The sequence below is a fragment of the Streptomyces sp. NPDC127114 genome, from assembly GCF_042677525.1.
In the GTDB taxonomy this organism is placed as follows: domain Bacteria; phylum Actinomycetota; class Actinomycetes; order Streptomycetales; family Streptomycetaceae; genus Streptomyces.
On the sequence record NZ_JBHXTJ010000004.1, the window covers coordinates 170644 to 196749 of the forward strand.

Annotated in this window: 15 protein-coding genes and 4 pseudogenes; 9 read left to right on the forward strand and 10 right to left on the reverse strand. The window is 71.8% G+C overall.

Translation table 11 applies throughout. The annotated features are described in order from the left end of the window. The first annotated feature begins 68 nt into the window (after window positions 1–68). Window positions 69–1121 carry a helix-turn-helix domain-containing protein gene (locus tag ACFVGS_RS06315; RefSeq protein WP_385690911.1) on the forward strand — a complete coding sequence of 351 codons (1053 nt, stop codon included), beginning with the start codon at window positions 69–71 and terminating at the stop codon, window positions 1119–1121. Window positions 1122–1268: 147 nt separating this feature from the next. Here the strand turns inward: ACFVGS_RS06315 and ACFVGS_RS06320 are convergent, their stop codons facing one another. The 3 genes from ACFVGS_RS06320 to ACFVGS_RS06330 form a co-directional block, all read right to left on the reverse strand. Further along, the gene (locus ACFVGS_RS06320) at window positions 1269–3830 is read right to left on the reverse strand and encodes an Ig-like domain-containing protein (RefSeq protein WP_385690913.1); all 2562 of its coding nucleotides are present in this window, start codon (window positions 3828–3830) and stop codon (window positions 1269–1271) included. 365 nt (window positions 3831–4195) lie between these two features. Beyond that, complete coding sequence (locus ACFVGS_RS06325) at window positions 4196–4600, reverse strand: hypothetical protein (RefSeq protein ID WP_385690916.1); 405 nt, start codon at window positions 4598–4600, stop codon at window positions 4196–4198. Between the two features lie 206 nt (window positions 4601–4806). Beyond that, window positions 4807–5283, reverse strand: coding sequence for a hypothetical protein (locus ACFVGS_RS06330; protein ID WP_385690918.1), 477 nt, complete (start codon window positions 5281–5283; stop codon window positions 4807–4809). Window positions 5284–5588: 305 nt separating this feature from the next. On the opposite strand from ACFVGS_RS06330, the gene ACFVGS_RS06335 reads away from it, so the two are divergent. The 5 genes from ACFVGS_RS06335 to ACFVGS_RS06355 are packed head-to-tail and all read left to right on the forward strand — an operon-like array spanning window position 5589 to window position 18028. Continuing rightward, window positions 5589–6443 carry a DUF4132 domain-containing protein gene (locus tag ACFVGS_RS06335; protein ID WP_384414111.1) on the forward strand — a complete coding sequence of 285 codons (855 nt, stop codon included), beginning with the start codon at window positions 5589–5591 and terminating at the stop codon, window positions 6441–6443. Continuing rightward, window positions 6440–11416 carry a hypothetical protein gene (locus tag ACFVGS_RS06340; RefSeq protein WP_385690920.1) on the forward strand — a complete coding sequence of 1659 codons (4977 nt, stop codon included), beginning with the start codon at window positions 6440–6442 and terminating at the stop codon, window positions 11414–11416. The genes ACFVGS_RS06335 and ACFVGS_RS06340 overlap by 4 nt, the downstream gene beginning before the upstream one ends. A 50-nt stretch (window positions 11417–11466) precedes the next feature. Then, window positions 11467–12636 carry an AAA family ATPase gene (locus tag ACFVGS_RS06345; RefSeq protein ID WP_385690923.1) on the forward strand — a complete coding sequence of 390 codons (1170 nt, stop codon included), beginning with the start codon at window positions 11467–11469 and terminating at the stop codon, window positions 12634–12636. Between the two features lie 5 nt (window positions 12637–12641). Next, window positions 12642–16115, forward strand: a complete 3474-nt coding sequence (locus ACFVGS_RS06350; protein ID WP_385690926.1) for a DUF5682 family protein — start codon at window positions 12642–12644, stop codon at window positions 16113–16115. Further along, on the forward strand, window positions 16112–18028 hold the full coding sequence (locus ACFVGS_RS06355) for a hypothetical protein (RefSeq protein ID WP_385690929.1): 1917 nt from the start codon (window positions 16112–16114) through the stop codon (window positions 18026–18028). Before ACFVGS_RS06350 ends, ACFVGS_RS06355 begins: the two co-directional genes overlap by 4 nt. Window positions 18029–18222: 194 nt before the next feature. Here the strand turns inward: ACFVGS_RS06355 and ACFVGS_RS06360 are convergent, their stop codons facing one another. Both ACFVGS_RS06360 and ACFVGS_RS06365 read right to left on the reverse strand, forming a co-directional pair. Continuing rightward, window positions 18223–18618 (reverse strand): hypothetical protein, encoded by a 396-nt coding sequence (locus ACFVGS_RS06360; RefSeq protein ID WP_385690931.1) that lies wholly within the window; start codon window positions 18616–18618, stop codon window positions 18223–18225. Between the two features lie 423 nt (window positions 18619–19041). Next, window positions 19042–19298 (reverse strand): annotated as a pseudogene (locus ACFVGS_RS06365) (transposase family protein); the annotation flags it as partial. Window positions 19299–19388: 90 nt separating this feature from the next. Between ACFVGS_RS06365 and ACFVGS_RS06370 the strand changes: the two are divergent. After that, the gene (locus ACFVGS_RS06370; protein WP_385690934.1) at window positions 19389–19754 is read left to right on the forward strand and encodes a hypothetical protein; all 366 of its coding nucleotides are present in this window, start codon (window positions 19389–19391) and stop codon (window positions 19752–19754) included. 360 nt (window positions 19755–20114) lie between these two features. Continuing rightward, window positions 20115–20489, forward strand: coding sequence for a hypothetical protein (locus tag ACFVGS_RS06375; protein ID WP_385690937.1), 375 nt, complete (start codon window positions 20115–20117; stop codon window positions 20487–20489). On the opposite strand, the pseudogene ACFVGS_RS06380 reads toward ACFVGS_RS06375, so the two are convergent. Both ACFVGS_RS06380 and ACFVGS_RS06385 read right to left on the reverse strand, forming a co-directional pair. After that, window positions 20486–21179, reverse strand: a pseudogene (locus ACFVGS_RS06380) (IS5 family transposase); the annotation flags it as partial. The gene ACFVGS_RS06375 and the pseudogene ACFVGS_RS06380 sit on opposite strands and share 4 nt — an antisense overlap. A gap of 157 nt (window positions 21180–21336) precedes the next feature. Next, window positions 21337–21861: a hypothetical protein gene (locus tag ACFVGS_RS06385; protein ID WP_385690939.1), complete on the reverse strand. Its 525-nt coding sequence runs from the start codon at window positions 21859–21861 to the stop codon at window positions 21337–21339. 223 nt (window positions 21862–22084) lie between these two features. Here ACFVGS_RS06385 and ACFVGS_RS06390 point away from each other — a divergent pair. Beyond that, window positions 22085–22318: pseudogene (locus ACFVGS_RS06390) on the forward strand (transposase); the annotation flags it as partial. Window positions 22319–22726: 408 nt separating this feature from the next. Here ACFVGS_RS06390 and ACFVGS_RS06395 read toward each other — a convergent pair. From ACFVGS_RS06395 to ACFVGS_RS06405, 3 genes and pseudogenes are all read right to left on the reverse strand, one after another. Further along, window positions 22727–23095, reverse strand: a pseudogene (locus tag ACFVGS_RS06395) (transposase family protein); the annotation flags it as partial. Between the two features lie 176 nt (window positions 23096–23271). After that, window positions 23272–23577 carry a hypothetical protein gene (locus tag ACFVGS_RS06400; protein ID WP_385690942.1) on the reverse strand — a complete coding sequence of 102 codons (306 nt, stop codon included), beginning with the start codon at window positions 23575–23577 and terminating at the stop codon, window positions 23272–23274. Window positions 23578–24413: 836 nt separating this feature from the next. After that, window positions 24414–25922, reverse strand: a complete 1509-nt coding sequence (locus ACFVGS_RS06405; protein WP_385690945.1) for an endonuclease/exonuclease/phosphatase family protein — start codon at window positions 25920–25922, stop codon at window positions 24414–24416. Between the last annotated feature and the right edge of the window lie 184 nt (window positions 25923–26106).

The following is a 26106-nucleotide window of genomic DNA, read 5'->3' on the forward strand; positions in this document are numbered from 1 at the left end:
CCTTGTCGTTTCGCTCGTTCACTGTTGAAACGAGATTGGCGCCGACACCACCCGGAGGCGGAGGTTCCATGCGACGATTCGAGGACGTTCGAATCCGTGGCGCATCCGGGGGCGGGGCCATGATGCAACTCACCGTGAACGCAGCGGGGTTGGCGCGATCTCGGTTCGCGGTTTCCCCGCTGCAGCAGGTCACCGGCACCCTCATGCCCTGGGGGCTCAGCCCAAGGGGTGACTTCGGTCCCTGGCTCGCCCAGGCCCGTCGGTCGCTGCGCCGCGCGGGGCTGCCTCTGCTCTCAACATTGGCGCTCGAGGGCGCCGGCTATCTCCCTGACTTCCTCAGCCCGTATCCGACATGTCCCGCTCCGACCATCGAGGATGAGCTGGAACTGGTGGCGGCCACCGATCCCGAACGGGTCATGAGGGAGCTGGAGTTCGCCCGCCGTGGCCGACCTGCGTACGGTCTGCAGGGGATCGAGCCGTCAGAGACGCTACGCCGGGCCATGTCCCGCGGCGGGCGCCATGTCGCGCGCCAGGCCGCCACCGAGTTACGCCGCTACTGGCAACTGGCCTTCGCGCCCCAGTGGAAGACGGCCAAGTCGCTCCTTGACGCCGAGGTGGACCGGCGCGCGAGTACCATCGTCCGCTACGGCGCGGGCGACCTGTTCAACTCCATCCACTCCGGCATCACCTGGAACGACGACACGCTCCGTATCGAGAGCCGCTTCACAGGATGCCTCCAAGCACCCCTGGTGGTACTCATCCCCTCGCTGGTCGCGCAGTTCCCCGCGGTGGCCGTCGATCCTCTGGGACCGATCGGCGACTGGCCGCCGCTCATGGTCTACCCCGTATCGCCCCAGTCGTCGGGCGGGCACACCACGCCCCCCGAACTTGCCCGCCTCGTCGGATCGACCCGGGCCGGCCTGCTCACGGCGCTGGACCGCCCGGCCACCACCGCCGAGCTGGCGACCCGCTACTTCCTCAGCCCCGCGACGGTCTCGTACCACCTGGGAATCCTGCGTCGCTCGGGCCTGGTCAGCCCCACTCGGGACGGGCGGTACGTCCTGTACCGCCGTACCGCGCAGGGAGCCAGGCTCGTCACCGATGAGCAGAACCCCCGCTGAAGGCGCCTGGCCGAGAGACCAGGCCGGACTCCGGCTGATGACGAGGCGACCCTTCAGCGCGGTGCCCGTCTGCACGTCGGGTGCCGCCACCCCACTCGATGAAGGCCGCCACCCCGCGGGGTGGCGGCCCGTTGCCGTCGCTGGGCGTCAAAGAGCGGCGCACTGGCCGCGGCGGCTGCCTGTCACGGTGTTGGGGACACCGCGGTTGGTCGGCGGGGGCACGTTGCCCGCGCAGCTGAGTGATCCGCCGATCGTGTTGTCCACGATGGCGGCCCGGTCGTCGATCGGGAACGGTCCGCTGCCCGTGGTGCCGTTCACCTGGACGGACCCTTGGATGTCGTTGGAGACGAGCTCGGCACCGGCCCTGTTGTCGGTCAGCTGCACGCCTCCGGTGATGCGGTTGGGTGCGCAGCCGTCGTCACCGGGGTCGCCCAGGAGGACGAAGCCGGTGGCCCGCTGGACGGAGACGCTTCCGTCGATGAAGCTGTCGCAGATGGCGAACAGGGTGCCGCGCGACGACAGGACGCTGCCGTCGACGGTCGAGTTGCCGATGAACAGCGCGCCCTGCGAGATGCCGTGGACCGTGCCACCCACGTTCGCGTCGATGATGCAGGTGCTCTCACGGCTGGCGAACACGTCCCGAGGGTAGTCGCCGGTGATGGTGCGGGTGCAGGCCACCGTCTGGGTCAGGCTCGCGGCGTCGCCGGCCAGGTAGTTGCCGTCACCGCTGTACTGGGCCGTGATGGTGTGGCTGCCGGGCAGCAGGTTCGCGTGGGTGAGCTGCGCCCGCGCGCAGTTCGTACCGCCACCGGGGCTGAGTGTTCCGGTGCCCAGCAGGGTGGTGCCGTCCCTGAAGGTGACGGTGCCCGTCGGGGCCGCGGAGGGCGCGGTGCTGGCGCCGCTCGGGCAGACGACCGCAGTGAAGGTCACCGGCCGGCCGAACGAGGACGGATTCGCGCTGGAGGTGAGCGTGGTGACGGTCGGTGCCTTGCTCACTGTCTGGGTGAGGGCGTCGGCCGTGCTGCCCAGGAAGTCCGTGGTACCGCTGTAGGTGGCGTTCACGGTGTGGTCGCCCACGCTCAGCGTGGAGATCGAGGCGGAGGTCGCCCGGCCCGTCGTCGTGTCGACCGGCACCGCACCGCCGAGCGCGCTTCCGTCGACCGTGAAGCTCGCGGTGCCGCCGTCGGGGACGGGCCGGACGGCCGCGGTGAACCTCACCGGCTGCCCGTAGACCGACGGGTTGGCAGAGGACGACAGCGAGGTCTCGGTGACCTGCGGGATGCTGAAGAACATGGCGTGGATCGGCGGCGAGCCGACGGGGTCGCGGCCTCCGGTGTGGCCGGGGAACGCGCCGTAGAAGGTGTTCCCGACGGCCTTCAGCTGCTGGTAGTCGCCGAGGACGCGCTGCCGGGCGCAGGTCAGGTTCGGCGGGTTCGGGTTCGGCGGCTGCGGGCGGGTGTCACAGCCCGTCTGGTCCGTCACGGGGGAGGAGAAGGTCTGCAGCAGGGTGTCGCTGAAGGTGGCGCCCTGGTCGGTGCTGCGGGCCAGGTGGGCGGAGAAGACCGGGAAGCCGGCCGTGTTGGTGCCGTCGAAGGTGTGGTAAAGCACGCCGATGGTGCCGTTGTCGAGGACCGCGACGGACGGCAGTGCCGCGTCGGTCGACGCCGAGATGTTGACGGCCGCGCCGATGTTCAGCCCGCCCGAGCCGTTGTCGGTGAGCCGGCGCATCCGGAGTTGGTTGTTGCCGGTGGCGGTGTCGGCGCCGTACGCGACGTAGACGTCGCCGTTCCTGGGGTCGACGGCCGCGTGGTTGATGCCGCCCAGGAGGGCGTTCACGCCGCCGAACTTGTAGCCCAGGCCCTGGTTGCTGTTCTCCGCGGCGACGACGATGCCGTTGGCGTCGCCGTTGAGGGTCCAGGTCTGGCCGTTGTCCGTCGACCGGTTGAGCCGCCAGTTGACGCTGACGGGCTGGTTGCGCAGCACGCTGTTGGTCTGGTTCGTGCCGGTCGAGGTCTGATACAGCGCGTACATCGTGCCGTTGCGCGGGTCCTTGGCCAGGCGCAGGGCCCCGTTGGTGACCAGCGGACTCATGGCGCCGGCGATGTTGTCCCGGCTGACGCCCGCGGGCTGGGAGGCCGCCGCGCCGTCGTAGACGGCCACCCGGGCGTCCGGGGCGCCGCCGAAGTCCTGCATGCCGATGTAGGCGTTGTCCTGGTTGGCGTTCGCGGTGTCACGGTTGATCAGCAGCCACGGCTGGTCGGTCCCCGTGCGGGCGCCGCTCGTGGCCTGGGTGGGCGGGTTGCCGAACCATCTCCAGTGTGTCGCGTCGGTGGGGTCGTCCGTCGAGCCCGTCACGGTATGGGACGTGGCGCAGAACGCGGCTGTCGCGGTGGCGGAGCTGCAGGTGAGGAACGCGCCGTGGAGGTTGCCGTTGCGGTCGAAGTCGATCGTCTGGTCGTTGGGGCCGTTCGTCGTGTCGGTCAGGCCGTGGAAGGGGATGGTGGCACGGTTCGTCCAGGTGATGCCGCCGTCGTCGGAGTAGAGCAGATCGGCGTTGCCGCCGCCGACCCCCGACCAGCTCCCGTTGAACCGGGTGATCACGATCTCGTTGGTGTTGGCAGGGTTGACCGCGATGGACGGTTCGTTGCCGCCGCCGCTGGAGGCCGACGCCGAGGCGTCGATGACGGCCACCCCGGGGGTGGCCTGCACCGCCTGCTTCAGGGGCAGGCGAGTGCCCTGGGAAAGCGGCCGTTTCGTGAGGTCTGTCGGACTGCTCAGCAGTTCCCGATCGGCCGACGCGGGGACCGGGGGCGACGTGGTGGCCCACGCCTGGAGGGGGGCCGTCAGGCCCAGGGTGAGCGTGGCGGCGAGTGCGCGTCTGAGCACTGATCGTGGCCGTGTGATGCCGGGGCGAGCCGGAGCAGCTTTCACGCGAGGATCTCCTCATCGGGAGGCTACGAGACGATCAGCAGCGTGATCACCGAGCGTGAGGAGCGCCAGAGGTCGATCCGCGCCGACACCCCTTCGCCGGCGAACTGCACCCCTTCGGTCGAGCCCGAGCGGACGGCCCTCACTCACACAGACGGAACGGTCAGCCTCACGGTCACCGTCTCACCCGCCCGTACGCGCACCCGCGCGCTGACGCCGAACATGTCCTCGGTGATCCGGTAGGCGCCAGGCGGCAGCTCGAACCGGAAACCACCATCGGGGGACGCACTGACCGCGCTTGCCACCACCCGGTCGCGCTCGTCCCGCGCCCGCACCGGGTCGCCGTTCACCGGCACCCAAACCGCGTCTCGGCCGTCAGGCCCGCCTGCACCGGAGCGCGGATCCCGGCCCGGCGGCCGTACGACCGTGCCGTGCACGACCCCGGTCGACTGCTCCGCCCCCGGTCCGCAGCCCACGACCGCCGTCGAGGCCACGAGCAGCAGCCCGACCAGCACCAGCATCCCAGCGCCCCCGCCAGCGCGCCTGGCCATCGCGTTCACCTCCGCCATCAGGTATGCCCCGCGCAGGTGGTCCTGTCCAGACGAATGCCTGGCAGCTGCCCCGTCCCTGGGCGCCGGCAAGAACGTGGCGCAGCCGCAACGGAGGGCGGGGCGCTGCCGAGGTGAGCCCACGAACGGCGCCGCCGCCTCGTGATCGAGGGACGGTCGGGTTCAAGCCCACTCGGCCGGCAGCGTGGTCAGTCTTCCCGGCGGGTCATGTGCATGTGCCAGTTGGTGAGCCAGGTCCGCCCCTCGTCCACGGAGAACGCCTGCTCCCAGTGAGCGGTCGTCCCACTGATCTCCGACCAGGTGAAACGGACTTTCACCGGACGGCCGTCATGCTCGTCGTCGCCGTGGAAGACGCCGGTGCCGTCGGGCTGGAATCGCCCGGTGACGGGAGGGAAGAGGATGCCGCTGCGCTTGCTGGCCCAGTACAGCGACCAGGCGTCGGCGGCGGGATCGTACAGCCGGAGCGTCAGCCCGGCGAAGCCCTTGGTCGGGAACTCGATCTCGTCGAAGCTCGCGCGCCCGTCGAAGTGAGCCGACGCGCGGGTGATGCCGGGGAACTCCTCCCATCGGTCTTCTCCCTCGGCGGGGTCGAGGAAGTCCTTGCGCCAGCGGTTGGCAACGTCGTAGGTGCCCATGAAGAACGCGAATGCGGTGCTGTGGTCCATGAACCGCACGCTACGAGTGCTTCACTGACACCTCGTGTCAGTGAAGTCCGACAGGATTCGGCGTAGAGAGCAGTCAGAGTCGTGGGCCGGCTCGCCTCGGCCAGGAGCGGATGACGCCTCGATCGCGCCCAGGGCCGCGGAGGGCCGGCCGAGGACGCGTACCGTCACGCCGAAGGCGTCCTGGCCCCGAAGGCGGCCTGGCCCCGAGGGCGGGACGCTCTGGCGGACAACACCTCGGACGTGCGCTGTCAGTGGTCTGTTCTAGAGTTCCCGGCACTTGATCACTGAAGTGCGGGGAGGCACGTGTGGGGTGGGTGACGGCCGGCGACTACGAGGTCGCGCTGGAGGCCGGGAAAGTGGTCTGCCGCAATGCGGCCGGGCGGAGGCTGAAGTCCGTACCGGCCAAGCTCGCTGACGACGCAGCCGTCACGGGGCTGCGCCAGCTCGCCGAATGGCTGGAGCGCCACGAGCGGCAGTGCCTGACCGACGTGGAACGGTGGATGGTGCGCTCGCTCCCGGTGCCGCTCGCCGTGATCGCCCGCGTGTGGCCCGATCCGGCCTGGCAGAGCGCACTGCGCGATCTCGTGGTCACGGGACCCGACGGCGAGGTCGCCGGCTTCCTCCGGGACGCCGACCTCGACCGCGGGCTCGGTCTCGTCGACCTCGACGGCGACACCGTGCGCATCAGCCCCGACCTCGTCCGCCTCCCGCATCCGGTGCTCCTCGACGAGCTCGAGGACCTGCGGGAGTTCGCCGTCGAACTCGGCGTGGAACAGCGCGCCCAGCAGCTCTTCCGCGAGGTCTGGCACCGCCCCGGCGATCTCGACTCCGAGGCCCGCACGGTCGAGGACTACGCGGGCGGGATGTTCAAGGAACTGCGCTTCCTGCACGGCAGGGCCACACAGCTTGGTTACCGCGTCCGAGGCGGCGACGCCGTCTGCTCCCTGCGGGAGGACGGCCGCACGGTCGAGGCCCGGGTCTGGATCGGCGACTACGAGACCTACATGGAGACCGAGACCGGCCCGCTGACCTTCACGGACGCCTCCGGGCGCGCACTCACACTCGGACAGGTGGGGCCGGTGGCCTGGTCCGAGGGCATGCGCATGGCGGCCGCACTCTACGCCGGGCGCGACATCGAGGACGAGGAGCAGGCCGCATGAGCACGACGTACGACGAGACCACCGCGGCCGCACTGCTGGAGTCGGGCGCCGTCCTGCCGCCGGGCAGCAGCACCCGAGAGGACGCCGACACCCTCACCGTCCGCACCTACACCCACCCCGCCCTCGACGACCGGCGCGTCGTCCGGCTCGTGCCGGGCACCCTCGGCGAGGCCGAGGACCTCGCCCTGGAGTTCCTCGGCCTCGCCCGCGAGCCGGAGGCACCGGAAGTGGGCCAGGTGCGCCGGGAGACCCTCGGCTTTCCCGCCTGGGCCCTGGTCAACGACCCCGGCAACGGCCATCACGCGCTGGCGCTGGTCAAGGACGTCGAAAAGCTCGCCCGGCAGGCCAAGTCCCGCCCCGGCACCGCCAAGGAGGGCTTCGAGGCCCTCGGCGAGCGGCTCGGCCGCGCGGTCCCGCACTTCCTGCCGACCTTCTACGAGCAGGCTGCGCGGATCTTCCTCCAGCACGAGAACACGACGTACGCCTCGGCCTTCTTCGGCAAGGCGCGCGCAGCCGAGCGGGTGCACGCGCTGGCCGTCGACGAGGACCGGCAGCGGGCGGTGTTCCTGGAGTTCGCCTTCGCCGGGGCGCTGACGGTCAAGGCCCTCAAGGAACACGTGAAGGACCTCGCCCGCCGGCTCGACCCGGCCGAGGCGTGGGCGCAGTACCGGCAGCTCACCGTGGAGCGCTGCGCGGCCGGCATGCCGCCGTACGCCTCGCTGCCGCAGGACGCACGCAGCCTGATCAAGGCGGCCGGACTGAACCGGGTCACCGAGGAGTGCTCCCTGGTCCACGACCTCATCGCCTCTCCGGCCGCGGTCCGCGCGCCGGCCTCCTTCTGGAACACCTACCGGGCCACGCTGTCCGTCCTTGCCGAACAGCAGCCGTCCGCGCGGACACGTCTGCTGGAGATCATGCCGAACGGCCTGGGCCGCAGCGTCGAGGACGACGAGTTCTGGCTGGCGCTGCTGGCGGAGACCGGTGCCGACCGCGTGCTGACCGGCGAGGACACCGAGGCGGCCGCGCCGGTCGACGCCGCGGAGTGGCTCGGCCGCTGGGCCGCGCACCGCAAGCACGGCGCCTCGTTCTCCGACCGCTCCCCGGCTACCCTCGCGCTCGTCGAGCGCATGGCTCCGCGCCTGCGCGCGGAAGACCGGGCGGTCGACCTCTTCACCGGCCGCTGGCACGCGGGCGCCGACCTCGACCTGCTCGACCTGTGCGCGGCCCACCGCATCCCGCTGGCCGTCCCCGACGCCCACACGCCCGTCCACCTGCCCCTCGACAACTGGCTGCGCGACAGCGGCCCCGGCCGCCGCGACCTGACGGCCACCGCGGCCGACCCACGGCTGCGGCGCCTGCTGTACGAGGCGATCGGCGCCCTGAGCGGCAACCGCGCCTCGTCCGAGACGCTGGAGAAGCTTGCCGCGCACCCGGTACTGGGCGACGTCCTGCGCGAGTGGATCGCCGACCGGGCCGGCGACTACACCCGGGCGACCGGACTGCCCGGCGCCCGCGCGGCCCTGGACCGACTGCGGCCCTTCCGCCCGGTCGCCACCCGGGTCGACGCCGACGCCGTCGCACGGATCGCCGCCCACGAGACCGCGCCCCTGCTCGGCCGCACCCTGCGCGCCGGCATCATGGACGAGCTGGGCTGGCCCGCCCTCGACGAGGCCCTGCGCAAGCTCGACGCAGAGAGCCGCCCCAAGGCCCCTCACAACGAACTGGCCGTCAGCGAGGCCTGGCCCGCACTCATCGTCTCCCGCGGGCACAAGGCGATCGTCGTCGGCCCGGAGAAGGTGCTGCTCGAACACGACCTGCGGCTGCCCGTGGAGCTGGACCACTGGAGCCGCCCGCAGTTCCGCTACACCGACGGCGAACTGCTGGTGATGTGGCGGCACGGAGGCAAGCAGTACGGCTACTGGTCCAACCGGCCGTCGGAGGTGTTCACCCTCGGCGGCGAACAACTCGGCTACTGGTACGGCGGACACATCGGCCTGCCCTCGATCCCGCTGCCCGGCGGCGGCCGGGCCACCGGCGGCCGCACCCTGCACGCCGGGGACACCGTCCTGCCGCCGAGCCGGGCGATCATCGGCGACGGCACCCATCTGTGGCGCCAGGGCAGGCAGGGCCGACAGCAGGTGTGGCTGGAGTACGACCCGGCGACCGGCCGGCACGGCCGTGCCTCCCTTCCCGCGCTGCTCGCCTCCGGTGTCCGCGAGGACGCCTCGCTGCACCACGCGGTCTGCGAGGTCCTGCCGATGCAACCCGGCCTCGAGCACAGCCCCTTCGGCACCGACGGCATCGTCCTGGGACGCTGGGTGCGCAAGGAGAAGGACGGCGACGAGCAGCGCACCACCACCGGTACTCCCGACGGCCGTACGGTCACCATGACACGCGGCATCCCGCTCGGCACCCTGCGCATGCCCGGCGGTGCCGAGCCGGTCGCCGCACTCCTCGACGGGCACGTGGCCCTGTTCGCAGCCCACGACACCTCCTCCGACGGCCTCCTCGGCCGGGTGACACTCGGCGACCGGGGCAGCGACTTCGCCGCCGGAACCCGGTACATGCCGCACGTCCCCTACTGGCACGCCCTGCGTCCTCGCGACGAGCGCGGCTCGGCCGTGCTGCGAACCCTGGACGACGAGCGGGCGGCCGGACTCCTGCGAGCCGGAGCCGCCGCCCTGGCGGAACGGCAGGCACAGCTCGCCGCGGCGGACGAGACCACGCGCGGCGGCATCGCCACCGCGGACGAGTTCGTCCAGCGGGCCGTGGCCACGGCGTTGCCCGAACTCACCGACGCGCGGCTGCTCGTCGGCGTCTCCTGCCTCGTCCGCACCGCGCTGCGGCTGACCGAGTCGGCCACGGCCCTCGCGGCTCCCCCCGTCCAGCGGGAGGCGCAGGACAAGCGGCGCACCGAGGACATGTTCGCCGACTACAGCCCCGAGCACGGCGACGACCGGACACTGTGCGAGGCCACCGCCGGCATCGTGCATCTGTGGGGCGGGTGGGGCAACCAGGTGTGGACCGTGCTGCGGCAGATCCGGGCGGTCAACCACGTGCTGTCCGGGCAGCCCGCCGAAGGCAAGCCGCTGCCCGTCGGGCACGGGCGTCCCGCCCCGCTCGGCGACGGCTGGAGCAGCGACGAGCTGACGATCCCCGGCATCGGCACGATTTGGCCGCCGCTGCTGGGCGTACTGCGCCCGCTCGCCTACCGTGCGGCCACGCCGACCGTGCCGGAAGCCGAACGAGAGGCGCTCCTGCTGCTGTTCGAGGCCCTGGCCGACGGGCCGCTCACCGCGGCCGGCGACGCGCTGCGCGAGATCGTCCTGGCCGAACCGGCCGAGAAGCAGCAGCGCGTGGGCCAGGTACTGCGCCGGGCCGGCCGTACCGTCGTCATCCTCGGCTGCCAGCGCATCGACACGGCTCGCGGCCAGGTGCACTGGCTCGCCCTGGATCACGACCCCACCGGGACGTTCGGCGCGATCGCGCACTTCACCCTGGAAGAGGAGACCCGGCGCCCGTCGGTCTTCCCCGCCGACGGTCTCGCCACCGTCGCCCGGCTGGTCCGGGACAAGGGGGCCGCGCCGTGGCGGCCCGAGGCGGTCCCCGCGCTGGCCGCCGCGACGCGCGGAGGGCTGGGGCCGCTCCAGGCGACCGTGCTGCTCGGCGCCCAGCCGCACGACCGCCACGCCGACGCGCTCGCCCTGCTGGGCCTGAAGCCGCGGCAGATGGACCGGGCCAACGGCATGCTGGGTTCGCTGTCCGCCGCGGACCGCACGGCGCTGCTCGGCGCCCTGCTGCCCGCCGACCCCGACGACCTGTGGACCACCGGGCCGGACACCGAAGCGGCCGGCCGGGTGTGGACGGAACGGCTGGGTTCCCTCGTGCGCCTGCCCGAGGACGTCACGGCCGACCTCGCCGGTCTGCCCTGCACGGCCGCCGAAGCCGTGCTCAACCCGGGCCGCACGCCCTGGATCAGCCGGACCACGGTCATGCGGCTGGACAAGGACGGCTACCTCTCCGCGGAGGACCCCAAGGCCCTGCCGGCGAGGGGAGACGTGGTGGCGGCCGCCGTGTCCCTGGCTTCTCTCGCCTACGGTCTGCCGTACGGTCACCCCTTGCGCGCTGCTCTGCCGGAGGGCCTCGCCGCTCTGCGCCGCCGGGTCGCCGATCCGCATCTGTTGCTGGACCTGGATGTCGAGTGGACGGAGAAGGGCGGTCCGACCGCTGTCGAGATCCGTAAGGCGTTCGGGCTTCCGGACACCGGGGGCGTGGATGCGGACGGACTGGTCCGGGCCGGCGAGGCGCTGGTGCTGCGCCCGTGGCACCAGCGCGACGGCGAGACCACGCTGGTCCGCCCGGCCGGACTCACCGGTGCGGACGACGCCGTCTTCGGCCTGCTGGACGGGCTGGTCGGTCCTCTGCGCGGCGCCGGACTGCGGGCACTGCGCACCATCCTGTCCGACGACCTGGCCCGGACCCTTGCCGCAGGCACCGACCCCGACGCGCCCGCCGGGTATGCCCAGGACCCCACGGCCAGCGCGCCCGCGCTGGTCACCGAGGTCTCCTCGGCCCACGGACTGAGCGAGGACGCGGCGGCGCTCTACCTGCAGCTGCTCGCCCTGCCCGACCCCACGGACCGCAACTGCGCCCGCTGGACCGGCTGGAGGCCCGCCCGGCTGAAGAAGGCCCGTGCCGAACTGGCCGCGACCGGCCTCGTCGTCGAGGCCAAGCGGGCGCGGGCAGGCCGCACGCTCTTCCTGCCCTGTGGCTGGCGCGACCTCAAGGGCGCCGCGCTGCCGGTGGAGACCTGGAAGGAAGGTCTCTACCCGGTCCACCCGGTCCTGCGCACCGTTCCCGTGCTCCCGGTCCCGGAACTGTTCGCGCGCGCCTGGGAGCGTGTGCGGTCCGGCGACGCGCCCACCTACGAGGAACTCGTCACGCGCGCCACCCGCAAGGGGCGGAGCCGATGACGACCGCCCAGACCCCCTCCACCTCCGACCGACCGGAAGACCCACAGCCGATGACCGCCACTCTCACCCCCGACACGGCCCGTCAGATCGTCCCGCCCGAGGATCTGTACGCCACCGAGCTGGCCTTCCTCGCCGCCTACGACGACGGCCCGCGCCCGCCCGCCTGGCGGCTCACGCCCCGTGCCGTCGTCACGTTCGTCATGGGCAGCGCAGGCCAGGCGCTGCGGCTGCCCGACGCCGCCGACGTACCGGACGGAGTGCCGCGCCGCCTGACCGTATCGGGCAAGTTCGTCGGTGACCGGGCGCTGGTCGAGCGGTGCGTCGTCACCCTCGCCGGTGAGCGCGGGCTGCTGCTCGTCGGCGAGCCCGGCACCGCCAAGTCGATGCTGTCGGAGCTGCTGTCGGCGGCCGTGTGCGGCACCAGCGGACTGGTCGTGCAGGGCACCGCGGGCACCACCGAGGACCAGCTGAAGTACGGCTGGAACTACGCCCTCCTGCTGGCCCAGGGTCCGAGCCGCACGGCCCTCGTGCCCTCACCCGTGCTCACCGCGATGGGCCGGGGCGCCATCGCCCGGGTCGAGGAGGTCACGCGCTGTCTGCCCGAGGTGCAGGACTCCCTGGTCTCGCTGCTGTCGGAGCGGCGCATGGCCGTGCCGGAACTGGCGGGCGGCGGGGACGCGCTGGCGCACGCCGCACCCGGCTTCAACCTCATCGCCACCGCCAACCTGCGCGACAAGGGCGTCTCGGAGATGTCCGCCGCGCTCAAGCGCCGCTTCAACTTCGAGACCGTCGGACCGATCGCCGACCTCGACGCCGAGTGCGCGCTGGTGCGCGGCCAGGCACGGGCATCCGTGGAGCGTGCCGGGGCGCCGTTCCAGGTCGACGACGCCGTCCTGGAAGCCCTGGTGACGGCCTTTCGGGATCTGCGGGAGGGCCGGTCGGCGGAGGGCTGGGAGGTGGAACGACCGTCCACCGTGATGAGCACCGCCGAGGCCGTGTCCGTCGCGGGCGCGCTGGGACTGGCCGCCGCGTACTTCCCCGGCGACCGCGACGTGCTCGGCTTGCTGCCGGGGCATCTGCTCGGTGTGGTCCGCAAGGACGATCCCGCTGACGCGGCCCGGCTGCGCGGCTACTGGGACGGCCCGGTCCGGCGCCGCGCCGAGCAGGGCTCCGCCACCTGGCGCACCCTGTGGGACCTGCGCACGGTTCTGGAGGGCTGAGAACCGTGTCCCTCGACCCCCACGAGGCCGTGGCCGCCCTGACCGACCCGGCGGCGCCCTACCTGATCGGCGTACGGCACCATGCGCCGTCGCTGGCCGCCGCCGTGCCCGCACTGCTGGAGCAGGCGAAGCCGGAAGTGCTGCTCGTCGAGCTCCCCGACGAGATGCAGGAGTGGCTGCCCTGGCTGGGCCACGAGGAAACACGTGCTCCGGTCGCCCTGGCAGCCGCGCCCGCCGCAGGAGGGCCTCCGGCCTTCTATCCCTTCGCCGACTTCTCACCGGAACTCGCCGCCGTGCGCTGGGCCACACGGTGCGGGATACCGGTCGTCGCCTGCGACCTGCCGCTCGCCGACCGGGGGTGGGAGGAAGGGCGCGGTGTGCCGGGGGAGGCTTCCGGCGCACCGGGGCTCTCCCGCGTCCTGCGGGACCGGCTCACCGGCCGTCCGGGGGAGGATCTGTGGGACCGTCTCGTGGAAGCGACCGCCCCGGGTTCCCCGCCCGAGGCGCTGCGCCGGGCGGCGCTGCTCACGGGCTGGGCGCTGCGCGAGGACGCGGCGGCCTCCGGCGGAGTCCCCGAGCTGGACCTGCGCCGCGAGCGGTGGATGCGCGCACGCCTGGCCGAGGCCACCGCGCGAGGCGAGCGGGCCGCCGTGGTCGTCGGGGCCTTCCACGCCCCCGCGCTGCTGTCGCCCGAGACGGCATCCGGTCCGCCCGACGCGCCCGTGGAGGGCGCCGGCTGGGCGACCTCCCTCATCCCGTACACCTACGCGCTGCTGGACGAGCGCTCCGGCTACCCGGCGGGCATCCGGGACCCCGAGTGGCAGCACCTGGTGCTGACCGCTGCCGGAGAGCCGGCCGCACTGGAGGAGGCACTGACAAGGACGGCCGTGCGGGTGTGCGCGGAGCTGCGCTCCCTCGGGCATCCCTCGGGGCCCGCCGACGCCCGGGAGATCAGCCGCCTGGCGGGCGACCTGGCCCGGCTGCGCGGGCTGCCCGCCGCGGGGCGAGGCGAACTGGTGGAGGCGGTGCAGACGGTGCTCGCCCAGGGCGAGCCCTACGGCCGCGGGCGGGCCGTGGCGCGGGCCATGGAGCGGGTGCTCGTCGGTACGCGCGTCGGCCGTCCGGCGCCCGGCGCGCCGCGCAGCGGCCTGGCCCCGGCGGTCGAGTCGGAGGTGGCCGCGCTGGGCCTGCCCGGGCCGGACAGCCGTGGTGCGCGTGATCTGCGGCTGGACCCGCTCCGCTCCGACCTGGACCGCCGCCGCGAGCTGCTCCTGCGCCGGCTGACCGTGTGCGCCGTGCCGTACGCGCAGGCCAAGGAGGTCGTCGGCGCGGGCGGCGCCGAGGCGCTCACCTCGCGCTGGGAGATCCGCTGGACCCCAGCGACGGCGGCCATGCTGACCGCGGCCGGGGTGCGAGGAGTCACGCCCGCGCAGGCGGCCGAAGGGGTACTGCGCGAGCGCCGGCGGGCGGAACAGGACGAGGGCGGGCCGACGGCCGCGCAGGTTCTGCACGGACTGCGGCAGGCCGCGGAGTGCGGCCTGCCGGAGCTCGCGGACGAACGGCTGGGCGAACTCGCCGACACCGCCGCGCAGGCCGGGACGCTGCCCGAACTCCTGGCCGGCCTCGCGCTGGTGGACCAGATGCGCGCCGGGCACATCGCCGGGCTCGACGCCGACGAGGAACGGGCGGGCCGAGCCGCGGCCGTGGCCGAACTGCTGACCGCGGCGGCCGTGCGCCAGGTGGACGGCCTCACCGGTTCCCAGGACCCGGCCGACGCGCACGCGCTGCTCGAACTCGCCCACCGCGCCGACGTCCCGGGCGGTATCCGGCTCACCGACGCGCTCGCCCGGCTGGCCGCCGACGGCTCGCCGCTGATGCGCGGCGCGGCGGGCGCCGTCCGCGTCCTGCTCGGGCACGAGGCGCCCGCGGTGTTCGGCGGCCGGGTCGCGTCCTGGGTGGACTCCGCCACCGGACCTGAGGCACGCTCCGCTCTCACCGACCGGCTCACCGGCGTGCTGACGGCAGCCGGACCGCTCCTGGAGGCGGCACCGTCCGCACTGGAGCCCCTCCTCGACCGCGTCGCGAGCCTGCCCGACCGGGCATTCCTGGACCGGCTGCCGGCACTGCGCGCAGGCTTCAACACCCTCAGCCCGGCCGCCCGCGACCGGCTCCTCACGGTCGTCGAGGAGCGCCTGGGCGCCACGCACCTGGCCGACACCGGAGGCGTCGACCCAGGCGCACTCGCCGCCTGGACCCGAGCGGACCTCGCGGCCCGCGCGACGCTCCAGACCCTCGGGCTGCTGCCCGCGCCGGCCGGTCACACCTCTCCCCAGCCGCACCGGACCCCGGCTGCCGCGCCCCCCGAGGGCAGCCTCCTCGCCCCCGACGACCGCTGGCGACTGGTACTCGGCCGTCGTACGGACCGACTGCCGCCCTCCGCCGCCGGCCTGGCCACCGCGCTGGACGAGCTGTACGGAAGCGGACGCGGCGAGGGCAGCCGAGGCGGACTGCCCGGCGGCGGGACGGGCGGTGGCCGGCAGGCGCCGTACCCGGGCGTGCGGGAGTGGTCGGAGGAACTGGCCGCCCTGTTCGGGCCCGGCATCCGGGAAGAGGTGCTGGCGGCGGCGGCCGCGTCCGGCCGCACCGACGTGTTCGCCGCACTCGACCCGGACAGTGTGCGCCCGTCCGTCGACCTGTTGCGCACGGTGCTGCGGCACGCCGGCGGACTGCCGGAGGCCCGGCTGGCCGCGCTGCGGCCGCTCGTGAGGCGTCTGGTCGACGCGCTGACCCGGGAGCTGGCCACCCGCCTGCGGCCGGCGCTGCACGGCACGGCGCTGCCCCGCCCCAGCCGACGGCCCGGCGGAGCACTGGACCTGCCCCGCACCCTGCGGGCCAACCTGGCGACCGCACGGCGCGCCCCCGACGGCACGGTTCGGGTGATACCCGAACGCCCGGTCTTCCGTACCCGGGCCAAGCGCGCCGCCGACTGGCGGCTGATCCTCGTCACCGACGTGTCGGGCTCGATGGAGGCGTCGACCGTCTGGGCCGCCCTCACGGCCTCGGTCCTGGCCGGGGTGCCCACGCTGTCCACCCACTTCCTGGCCTTCTCCACGGAAGTCATCGACCTCACCGGTCATGTCGAGGACCCGCTGTCCCTGCTGCTGGAGGTCAGTGTCGGCGGCGGTACGCACATCGCGGCGGGGCTGCGGCACGCCCGTGAGCTCGTCACCGTGCCGTCACGCACGCTCGTCGTGGTGGTCAGCGACTTCGAGGAGGGCTATCCGCTCGGCGGGCTGCTCGCCGAGGTCCGCGCCCTGGTCGGGGCCGGCTGCCATGTACTGGGCTGCGCGAGCCTCGACGACGCGGGCCGCCCCCGCTACTCCACCGGCGTCGCGGGGCAGCTGGTCGCCGCGGGCATGCCGGTCGCCGCCCTCAGTCCGCTCGAACTCGCCCGCTGGGTAGGAGAGAAGATCGCATGAACCCGGGTCTCCCCGCGGTCGCCCCGTCCGTGACCGCCGAGCTGGTGGGCGCGCTGTCGCCCCGGCTCCGCAAGCGGCTGGACGCCGGCGTCGCCAAGCTGTCCGGCCGCCCGGTCGCCGTGGACGGCGACACGGTTCGCCTCGCCGTGGACGACGACACCGACCTCCAACTGCACGCACCCGGCGGGGTGGTGACCCGGCCGGACGCGATCCGCTGCGGCTGCCTCCTCGCCCCCGACTGCCTGCACCGCGCGGCCGTGGCTTCGGCGGCGCCGATCGCGGAGACGGGGGAGGGCACACCGGCCGCAGATACCGGGGCCGAGCCGGAGCGTGCATCGGCCGCGGATGCCGGGGCCGCGCCTGATGGCGCATCGGCCGCGGCCGCGACGGTTGGGTCACGCCACGCACCGGCGGCGCAGACAAGGCCGGCCGGGTCGGCACAAGGGAACGCCGGTGACCTCCCGGCCCCCGCTGCCGCCGCGGAGCCCGCATCCGGCTCGGATCCCGGGCCGCAGGCGCAGCCCGACCCGGCCGCCGCAACCACCACCCCGGCCCAGCACACCGCTGCCCATGCCCTGCACACCGCCGCGGCCCACGTGCTCGACGCGGGGACGGACGGCGCCGGGGCCGTGCTTCAGGCGGAGTTGCTGCGGGCCGCGCACACCGCGCGACTGGCCGGGCTGCCCAGGGCCGCCGCCTCGGCGGTGTCCGCGGTGACCGGGCTGCGCGCGGCCCGCGCCGCCGACCCGGCGTACCGGCTCGCCGACCTCGTCGCCACGCTTCGGGAAGTCCTCGGCGCCGCGCACCGCCTCCCGCGTGCCATCGGCCAAGAGCTGACCACGCTGCGCGGCGCCGTGCGCCAGCCCTACCGCCCCGACGGCTCGCTGCGCCTGTACGGCCTCTTCTCCGAGCCGGTCCTCACGACGACCGGCTACGCGGGGGCGGTGACCTGGACCGCCGACGCCCAGGGCCGCCTGTACACGGTCTCCGACGTGGCGCCCGGCGGCGCGAGCCGGGCAGTGGGTGCGGCCGACCGCGCCGTGCGCATCGGCGACACAGCCCTGACCCACCGTGAGCTGTCACGGGCAGGGCTGGCCGTGTCCGGCGCGACCGTCTCCCCGACCGGCCGGCTCGGCGCCGGGGCGGGCGTACGGGCAGTGCGCGCGTCCGGCGTGGCCTGGCACGCCGCGCCCCTGGACCAGCTGTGGGCCGTACCCGCAGCAGACCAGGCCGTACGCGCTCTCGCCGAGGACGCCCACCACGACCTGCTGTTCCTCGACGCAACCCTCGGCGGCACCGTCCGTGAGGCGGCGGGCGACTGTCTGCTCGCGGCATGCGACGGCCTGACCGTCAGGCTCACCGCCGCCCACGACGATCCCTCGCTTCCGCACCGCGACAACCTGCGTCTGCTGGCCGCCGCCAGGGGGAGCCGTTTGCGGATCGTCGCCCGGCTGCTCCCGGCCGCGCACGCCCGCGCCCAGCTCCTCGCCGTCAGCCACCCGACCGACCCCGACGCCCGACTCGACGCCGGCCTCGACCGCCTCCAGCTCGCGGACCTGCCCGCCCCCTCGCAGACCGACCCCGTCGCGGCACCACCCGTGCCCGAAGATCCTCCCCTGCACCTCCTACGCCGCCGCGTCCACCAGGCCGTCTCTGGCGGACGCCGGGTGCTGGCCTTCCCCGGCGACGGAGCCGCCGACAGCGGACGACTGCGGCGCATCGGACTCGGCACGGCGGCAGAACTCCTCGACGAACTGCACGCGGCGGCCGCCGACCGTACCCGTGACGCTTTCGGCCGTCTCCTCCCGGCCGACCTCGACCGCTTCGCCCACGCCTGGCTAGCCGCCGCCCACTACACCGCGGAGGTCGACCGCGCACTGTGCGCCACGGCGTGGGGAGCGGACGCCCATTGAGCCCACGGCGCCGCGGGCCGCGACCAGGCCGCAACCCGGTCCGGGTCGAGGTGTGCTCGACCTGGCCAACACCATGGACCCCAGCTCGTACCGCCGCGTTCGGCATGGCCCCGGGGCCAGGATGATCCATCTGTCCGACCGCATCGATGAGACCCGCTCGGCGGAGTGGGCGGCGGTCAAGAACTGATCTCTGGTCAGAGTCCGTACGGGTAGAGCGCGATCCTCTCGCGCTCGATGAACAGCTCGACCCGTGTGCCGGCAACACCCTCGGGCAGCGGATCAGCGAGGTCCAGCAGAATCTGAGTGCCATCGAGGTCCAGCACGGCGGCGCCGTCCACTGTCAGGTCCAGTCGTCCGCGCAGGACAACGCAGTACCCGCCGGGCCGGACTCCCGGTCCGACGCCGACGGCCGGTTTCGCGTTCCGCCCCCAGACGATGTCCTCGTCGACCGTCCACTCGACGTGATACTTGCCCGGCTTCGCGGCTTGGTCACCGCACCAGCGGACCGCTGTCCCTCCGAACGGGGTCTGGATCTGGGCCAGCCAGGGGCTCCAGGGAAACTGTGAGACCTTCACCAGTTCGACCAGCATCGTTCGATGCAGCATCCGAGTTACTGCCGGATCCAATGAAGTCTCGGCGCTGCCAGGCAAAGGTTCGCCGGAGCATGTGCGTCAAGAAGCCCGCCTGAACAGCGTTAACACAGCCTGACCTGCACGTCACCACAGGTGCAGGAAGCTCCGGACGTCGTCATAGCCGTCGAGGGCCCGACCGTCCACGTCCGTCGAGTCCGCCTCGGCCCGCGCCGCCAGCGATTCCACCAGCGCACTACGCGGACCGCAACCAACCGCTACCTCCCGCCGCCCCGTCTGGCACGTAGGACGGGGCGAACGTTGCGCGACGTGCCATCAGGACCTGTCCGGCGATCACGGCGGCAGTCTGCATAGCCTGAGGTCAGCACCACAGGGGGCGCCCTGCAGGGATTTCGGCCTGGCCTGGCCGCCGCCGTGCGGGATCATGATGCGGTCCGTTGCCGACTTCGAGATCCCGAACGGCGAGGCCAGTTGTCGCATGGTCAGGTTCGTTCGCCAGTACGCTACGCGGTGACCAGCAAGGCCTGGTTTGCCAGCGGAAGGCTCCACGGCTGGCCCTTGCGGGCCGTATCCGCACCCGCGTGACGCAGCACCGTCACCTGCTTCCCGAAGGCACGCGGACTGAGCCCGGAGAACGGCGTTATCAACGACGGCTGTGACGCCGAGATCACACCAGCCACATCGAGATCATTTTCGTCCACGTGACTACTTCTTGGGAGAGCCACCGGGGGCTCTCGTCGGCTGTTCTCACGAAGTGCGACACTCTGCACGTGATCTATCCCGCGACAGACCAGCTGTCCTCCGCCGAACGCGCCTTCATGATCAACGCCACCGAGATCGACATCCTCCCCGGCGTCTGGGGCGACCTCGACGAGCCGCTGGTCTCAGGCCCTGCAGCGGCTCTCGTCCCGATCCTCCTTCCTCTCGTCGACAGAGGATGGATCGAAGTCTGCCGGCTCGTGCCCTGGACGGCTCCGGATGGCGCTCTCGGTGCACAGCCCGGTCCTCCCATCGCGAAGCAGGACCTTCCCGCAGTCCTGGCGAACGCCGAGAACTGGGAGTATCCGCGATCCGGCACGTGGCTGGGCTGTCTCACCCTGACCCTCACCGAAGCAGGACGGAGGATTCCACGCTGACACCCAGTCTCAGCGGCACAAATCCGCTCTCTGCAAGGTCCTCCATGACTGCCGCCTCAAAGACGAAGGCGTTCACCGCAACGTGCTCGGCATGACCCCTTCAACCTCGCCCATGCGGGTAAAGCGCGGCGTTGCTGGTCAAGCGGCACGCCGTAGTTCACATCGAAACAGCTCTGAGAACTCCTAACAGAATGCGGCTCGCCCTCCTCCACCCAGGTGGCAGGGCGGTTGTTTGGCACAGGGTGTGGCTCCCCGCGGTTCCTGTGGGCCTGTCCGGTCAGTGCCGCATGCAAGTGTCCGGATGTGACCTGTGATGTGTGTGGACACCGGATGCGGTGGGTGCCGGTGACGGAGCCCCTGATGGAATGGAGCCTGCCAGTGAAGGAGCGATGGTTCTGTCCCTGGTGCTACGCATGGACCGAGCTGGGATACCGACCCAAGGAGGTCGCACGGCCCCAATACGAGCCCGTGAACCGGCGCTGGGAGCGGGCGGAGTCGCCGGATCTACCCGAGGACGTGGCCCATGGCTACGGATACTTCGGCTCGACCCTGTGCGGCATAGAGCGCGGTAGCCTGTCCGCCTCTCCCTACCGGTGGGTGCCCGAATGGCCCGATGCCTGCCCAGGCTGCAAGAAGGCGGCGGTCGTCATCGACGAGCGCTGGCCGGCGGAGATGCGCGGGGGGAAGCGGATCAATCCCGTTCCTCCACCCGGCTCGGACTGGCCTCCCTTCTAGGTCACTCGACGTGCTGCGGTGAGCTGTCTCCAACAGATCAGTGCGCATCCGAGTCTGAGGAACGCTTCGTGGATGTCATCGCGTATCTCCCAGCGGGTCCGCAGCTGTCGGAACCAGTGCAGATGGGCGAACGCGTGCTCCGCGCCCCAGCGCTGGGTGCCCAGTCCTGAGCCGTGCTGGGTGCCGCGGCGGGCGATCAGATGCTTCACGCCGAGGTCCCAGACCAGGCCGCGGTACTTGTCGTGATCGTAGCCACGGTCGCCCAGCATCACGTCCGGGCGACGCCGGGGCCGGCCGCGCTTGCCCCGCACGGGCGGCACGGCCTGGAGAAGTGGGATCAGCTGGGTGACGTCGTTGCCACGGCCGCCGGTCAAGGTGATGGCGAGCGGGATGCCGGTGGCGTCGGTGATCAGATGATGCTTGCTGCCTGGCCTGGCCCGGTCGACAGGACTTCATCCACTCTTGGATCCCGCTGCAACGCCCGGACGTGGGAGCCGTCGACTGCAGCGAGGGAGAAGCCCAGAGCGTCCGCACCACGGAGTTCGGGAAGCAGCACCGCATGCAGGCGAGGCCAGTTACCGGCCTGGTCCACTCGGTCAGGCGACGCCGGCAGGTCATGCTCGAGACGAAGCCAAGTTCCTACGACAGGTTTTCCCAGACGATCGCGGTATGCAGCGCCAACAGAATTCCCTGAAACCATCTAACGCAGTCGTAGCTTTCGGAGCTGACTGCGTCCAGAGAGTTGACCTCCAGCCGGGCCAGCTGCTACGGAAGGCCACGGGGCGTTCCTCACGAACCTCCCACTGAGAGTCTCTGAAGACAGCGTCCTACTCCGCTGCCCTGACTGTCAGCCGGTGGTGAACTCCGCGCCCCCCTTTCCGAACAGACGCGTCAGCCCTGTCGGGTTCCCGTCAAATTTTCCAGTGAGGAGCTGCAGCAGGAATTTCGTCATGGTGCAGTCGTAAACGGTCCAGCCACCTCCGTGCGTATAGACAGCCACAGGCCACGTGTCAGGTTCGCCGCCGCTTGTGATCCAGCCCAGTACATCCGCTTCGGCTGTCTCACCCCAGACCATGATGTCCGCCGGTCCGTAGCGCTCGGCGTGCAACGGGTCGTTCCACTCGTCGACCTCCGGCAGGTCGAGAACATCCGCCGGGAGCCTTGAGGTGTGACGCGAAGGAAGATGAGGATTGGTGCTCGGAGCGAAGACGGCCAGCATTCCGTCGATTTCACCGCTGCCGTAGACGGACAGGAAGTCCCTGTAATCAGACGGGAATCGGGTTCCGTACGCCGTCGCGATGTCGTCCCAGTCGATGAAGGTCCCCATGCCCGACGGCTGCATGAGGTGTCGAAGTCGCTCAAGGGCGGTCATGGTCTTTCTCATCTTTCGTAGTCCAGCCAGTCTTGCCCTCGTATGGGAACCGGCTCTCCGCCTTCGATGACTCGGCTGAGGTCGTGCCAGTGGCGTGTCCCAGGCCCGTAGGTCAGGTTAGGGACATCATCACACCAGCAGCGAGCGCCCTGCGGACCGGCGGGTTCAACCGCGCACCGACACCATTAGGCGATGACAAAGCCACTCAACGACTCGCGACCACGTCGACGCCGCTTGCCTTAGCGTCACTCAGCTCGCGGCGGCGACGGAAGAGGCGTTCTTCGCACACCCTGATGCGGGCATCATCATGAGCTTTCCGGGGCTGTCTGTATTGTCCGGGGCGCGCGTCCTCGCCGAGATCGGGGACGACCGCGAACGATTCGCAGCCGCCAGAGCCATGAAGGCGTACGCCGGAGCGGCACCTGTGACGCGAGCCTCCGCTCGAAGCCATGTGGTAGCGGGCCCCACCAGTCGGCCGTCAGCCATCGAGATCGGCCCCTCGAAAACAGTCGTGAAAGAAGGATCCGGCCGCAGCCCCTCGTCGAGCGGCTCGGTGAAGAGCCGGACCTTGATGAGTCGAACCTGAGCCTGAACCCGGACCACCACATGGGTGTCGCACCCGACCGCGGCCTCGCCTCCCAGCGCCAACACCGGCAGCCAGTCGGTCGACCCCAACGCCATGACCGGATGATTCACCGGAAACTCGACGCCGGCGACCTGCATATTTGGCCCCCTCCCGTGTCCGCCTCATGACGCGCCGCGATGTTATCGGGTGGCTCCGACAGGCGAAGCACATCACGTCCGACCACTGAGGTCGGACGTGACGCCGCCACCCCCTGATTTGACCTCCAGCGACATGAGATGTCTTGGACTGCTCCGCCACGCTGTGGTCCCGCGTCGGCACCAGGTGCCGTCCACAATCTGCACCGTGTCTCTGAGGAAGCTTCTACGCGGCCGCAGCGCGAGCAAAGGACCGAGCTGGCTCACGATCCGCCCGCTGCCGACTTCGAGATCCCGAAGAGAGGAGCCAGTTGCCGCAAGGTCAGGTTGTTCCGCCAGGACGCGGCAACCAGCAGCACCCTGTCTTCCAGGGGCAGACTCCACGGACGGCCCTGCGCACCAGAGGCGGGCCACCCCGCCGCAGCAGGGTGATCAGCTTCCCGAACTGCTTCGGACTGAGCCGGGAGTACGGCGCTATCCACGACGGCTCCGACGCCGTGATCACAGCCCCCACATGAAGATCATCAGCCGTGGGCAGCCTGGCACCCCCGCAGGCCCGTAAACATACGGCCCCGGCTCTGTCGGGCCGAGGTCAATAGGGCCTGCGGTCCAGGAGCCCGGGCCAGAGAAACCCCTCATAGCCGTTGAAGGCCGCCGGGTCGATCTCCTTCAGCTCCTCGGCCAGCCGGTTCAGCTCGGCGAAAGCCCGCTCTTCCTCCTCTTCGGAGAGGTACTCCTCGGAGCCCTCCGGCTCGCGGAGAAGCTCTGAGGCGGTGACGCGACTACGTAGTGGTGAAGGACGTCGAGCCACACGTCGACACCCGAGTCTGCGAACCATGCCTCCCCGTCCGGCAGGACGAAGCAGACCGTCCCGGTCTCCGGCTCGACGCCGAATGATGACCGCTCGGCCTGATCATAGGGGTCCGCCTGCTCGGTGAGACGGTAGAGCGAGCCGCGGGACGTGAGCAGGACTGGCTCAGCCTCGCTCTGCATCACGACTCGTTCGACGAGGCGCGGAGCTACCGGGATGTGGTGCCCGACCGGAACCGCCCCCTGACCGCGCCGCATGCTCGGCGACCACAAGCAGGCCGTGCCCTGGCCGAGCCGGCCATCGACTTGCTCCTTGGGCAGGGAAGGTAGCCGAGGCGGGGCGGGCGCTGAGTACGCTTGCCAACGCCCCGTACCCTCAGGGCATCCGGACCAGGCCGTACCGGCGGCGCGGCGCGCACGGCTTTGGCCGGGGAAGCGGACGACCAGCAGGGCTGGGGGGCGGCCTTCCTCATCCTCGGCATCGCGCGGCGGGACTCAGGAGGCCAGGAGGAGGCCGCCGGGGTCGGCGTCGAAATCGAAAGCCCTCAGCCGTCCGCCGGCAAGGTCGGAAGCGGTCCTCGCTGGGGCAGGCACTGGAGTCCCGCCCCGGGGCCACGCAGCCTTCGACTCGGGTGGGCGGACAGCCTTCAATGGGGACATGTCTGGCCGGTCATGTGACCACTGCGTGCCTGAGGCACCCCGTGGGGCATGGGGCGGCGTGATTTGAGTGATGCCGAGTGGGAAGCGGCTGCGGCCGTCCCCGCCGGTCAGTAACCGGCGCCGCCGCTGGGTGGCAGGGTTCCCGGCGCGCAGGCGTTCCACGAGCGATCCGGACCGGTCCCCGGCGTGGTCGGGGGGGGGGTGAACCACAGCGGCCAGTCCAGGTATCGGCTTCGCTGACCAGATGAAGATCCGCCGCAGGGCGGGCGCGTGGCCGAAGCGGGGCGGCGTCGGCCGGCCGCGACGACGACGGGCCCGGCCCGGGCGCCCGCAGGCGCTCTGGACCGGGCCCCGGTCTTCGCTCAGAAGCTGAACCGGCCCGTGATCGGGTAGTGGTCCGACTGGCCCGCATCGGTTGTCACCGCGCACGACACGACGGTGCCCGACGGGGGACCGAACAGGTAGTCGATCTTGATGCTGCGGGTCGCCAGCGGCTTCGTCGGCCGGCCGTCACGCGGCCGCGTGCTGGACAGGCCCTCATCGCACTCCTCGTCCGCCGTGTAGGCGGACGTCATGATGTCCTTGGGGGTGTCCGGCGAGGCGGAGTCCGGCGGGACGGAGTTGAAGTCGCCGCCGTAGACGGTCCGGTAGCCGGCCATCGTGTACGAGCGGACCATCCGCTGCATCTCCGCGGCCTGCTCCGCGCGCTTCGTGCCGTCCGCGTCGTCCGTCGGCAGGCCGGCGCTGAAGTGGGCGGTGCAGAACTGCAGGGCCTGCGCCGGGAGGACGGCGCACATGCCGGCCCGCTGCTCCATGCGCACCCACGTGCCGTCGATGGTCTTGTTCTGCGGAGACGGCAGGTCGTACGAGTGGTACCACTCGTTGGCGTCCGGAAGGGCGAGTCCGATGCCGTAGGAGCCGCGGTCCTTCCAGGCGCCCGACGAGCCGGCGTTGTCGCAGGTCCTCGCGGCCTCCAGGGAGGAGCCGTCGACGGTGAACTTGATGGGCGCGAAGCGCACGTCCCACCCGGTGCCCGTCTTTGCCTCGAGGGCGGTCTCGATGGACTTGGCGTGCGACTCGCACATCTCCTGGAGGAAGACGGCGCGGTACGTCCGTGCCTCCGCGTCGGTGCCCATCCGGCTGATGATCTGCGAGGCCAGGGACGGGCCTTCCACGCGATGATTGCCGCAGGCGGAGTTGTGGTTCGCGCAGACGTTCCACGACATCACGCGGAAGTCGGCGGCGGGAGCGGGGGAGGCGGGGGCGGGACGGCCTCCCAGGTCGCTCGCGTTCTCCTCGCCGAGGTAGACGAGCTGGAACTTCTGCCAGGAACCGACGGAGGTGCCGCGGGCGCGCAGCAGCCCCGCGTCCGCGCCGGGATCCTGGACCTCGGCGGTCACGTACCGGTAGCCGTCGTTCGTGGCGGCCTTCAGGGCGTACGTGCCGTCGGACTGCTTCTCCAGCCGGAGCTTCTCCCATTCGCCGGAGGTGGTGCCCCGGGCGCGCAGCAGGTTCTGATAGCTGCCCGTGTAGCTGCGCTCGGTCGTGACGTAGTTCCCGTTCGCCTCCGAACGCAGGGTGGTGGTCACTCCCTTGTCGTCGGTGTGCAGCGTGAACTTCTCCCAGGACCCCAGATCGGCCGGCGAGGCGGCAGAGGTGCGCGCACGCAGCATGGCCTCCCCGCTGCCGGTCTTGGAAATCTCCACCGACACGTAGAGATTCCCGGCGCCCACGGACCTGAGCGCGTACTTGTCGCTCGCCGTGACGGGCACGGACCGGCTCTCCACCGCCTGGGCCTGCGCCGGTGTCATCGCTATCACCGCGAACAGAGCGGAGCACAGCACCGCCAGGCGGCGCACTGTCTGTCTCATTCGTGTACCTCGCTTGGGGCGGAAACGCTCGGAAGATCAAACGAGGCACACTAATGATCCACTGATCCGCCGACAAGGATCATCAGGACAGTCCGTCGAGTCCACTGGTCGCACGGGACGACCCAGCGGCAGCAGTCGTACGGTCCTTCAGGTGAGCCGGAGACGCGGTGCGAACCGTTCGGCA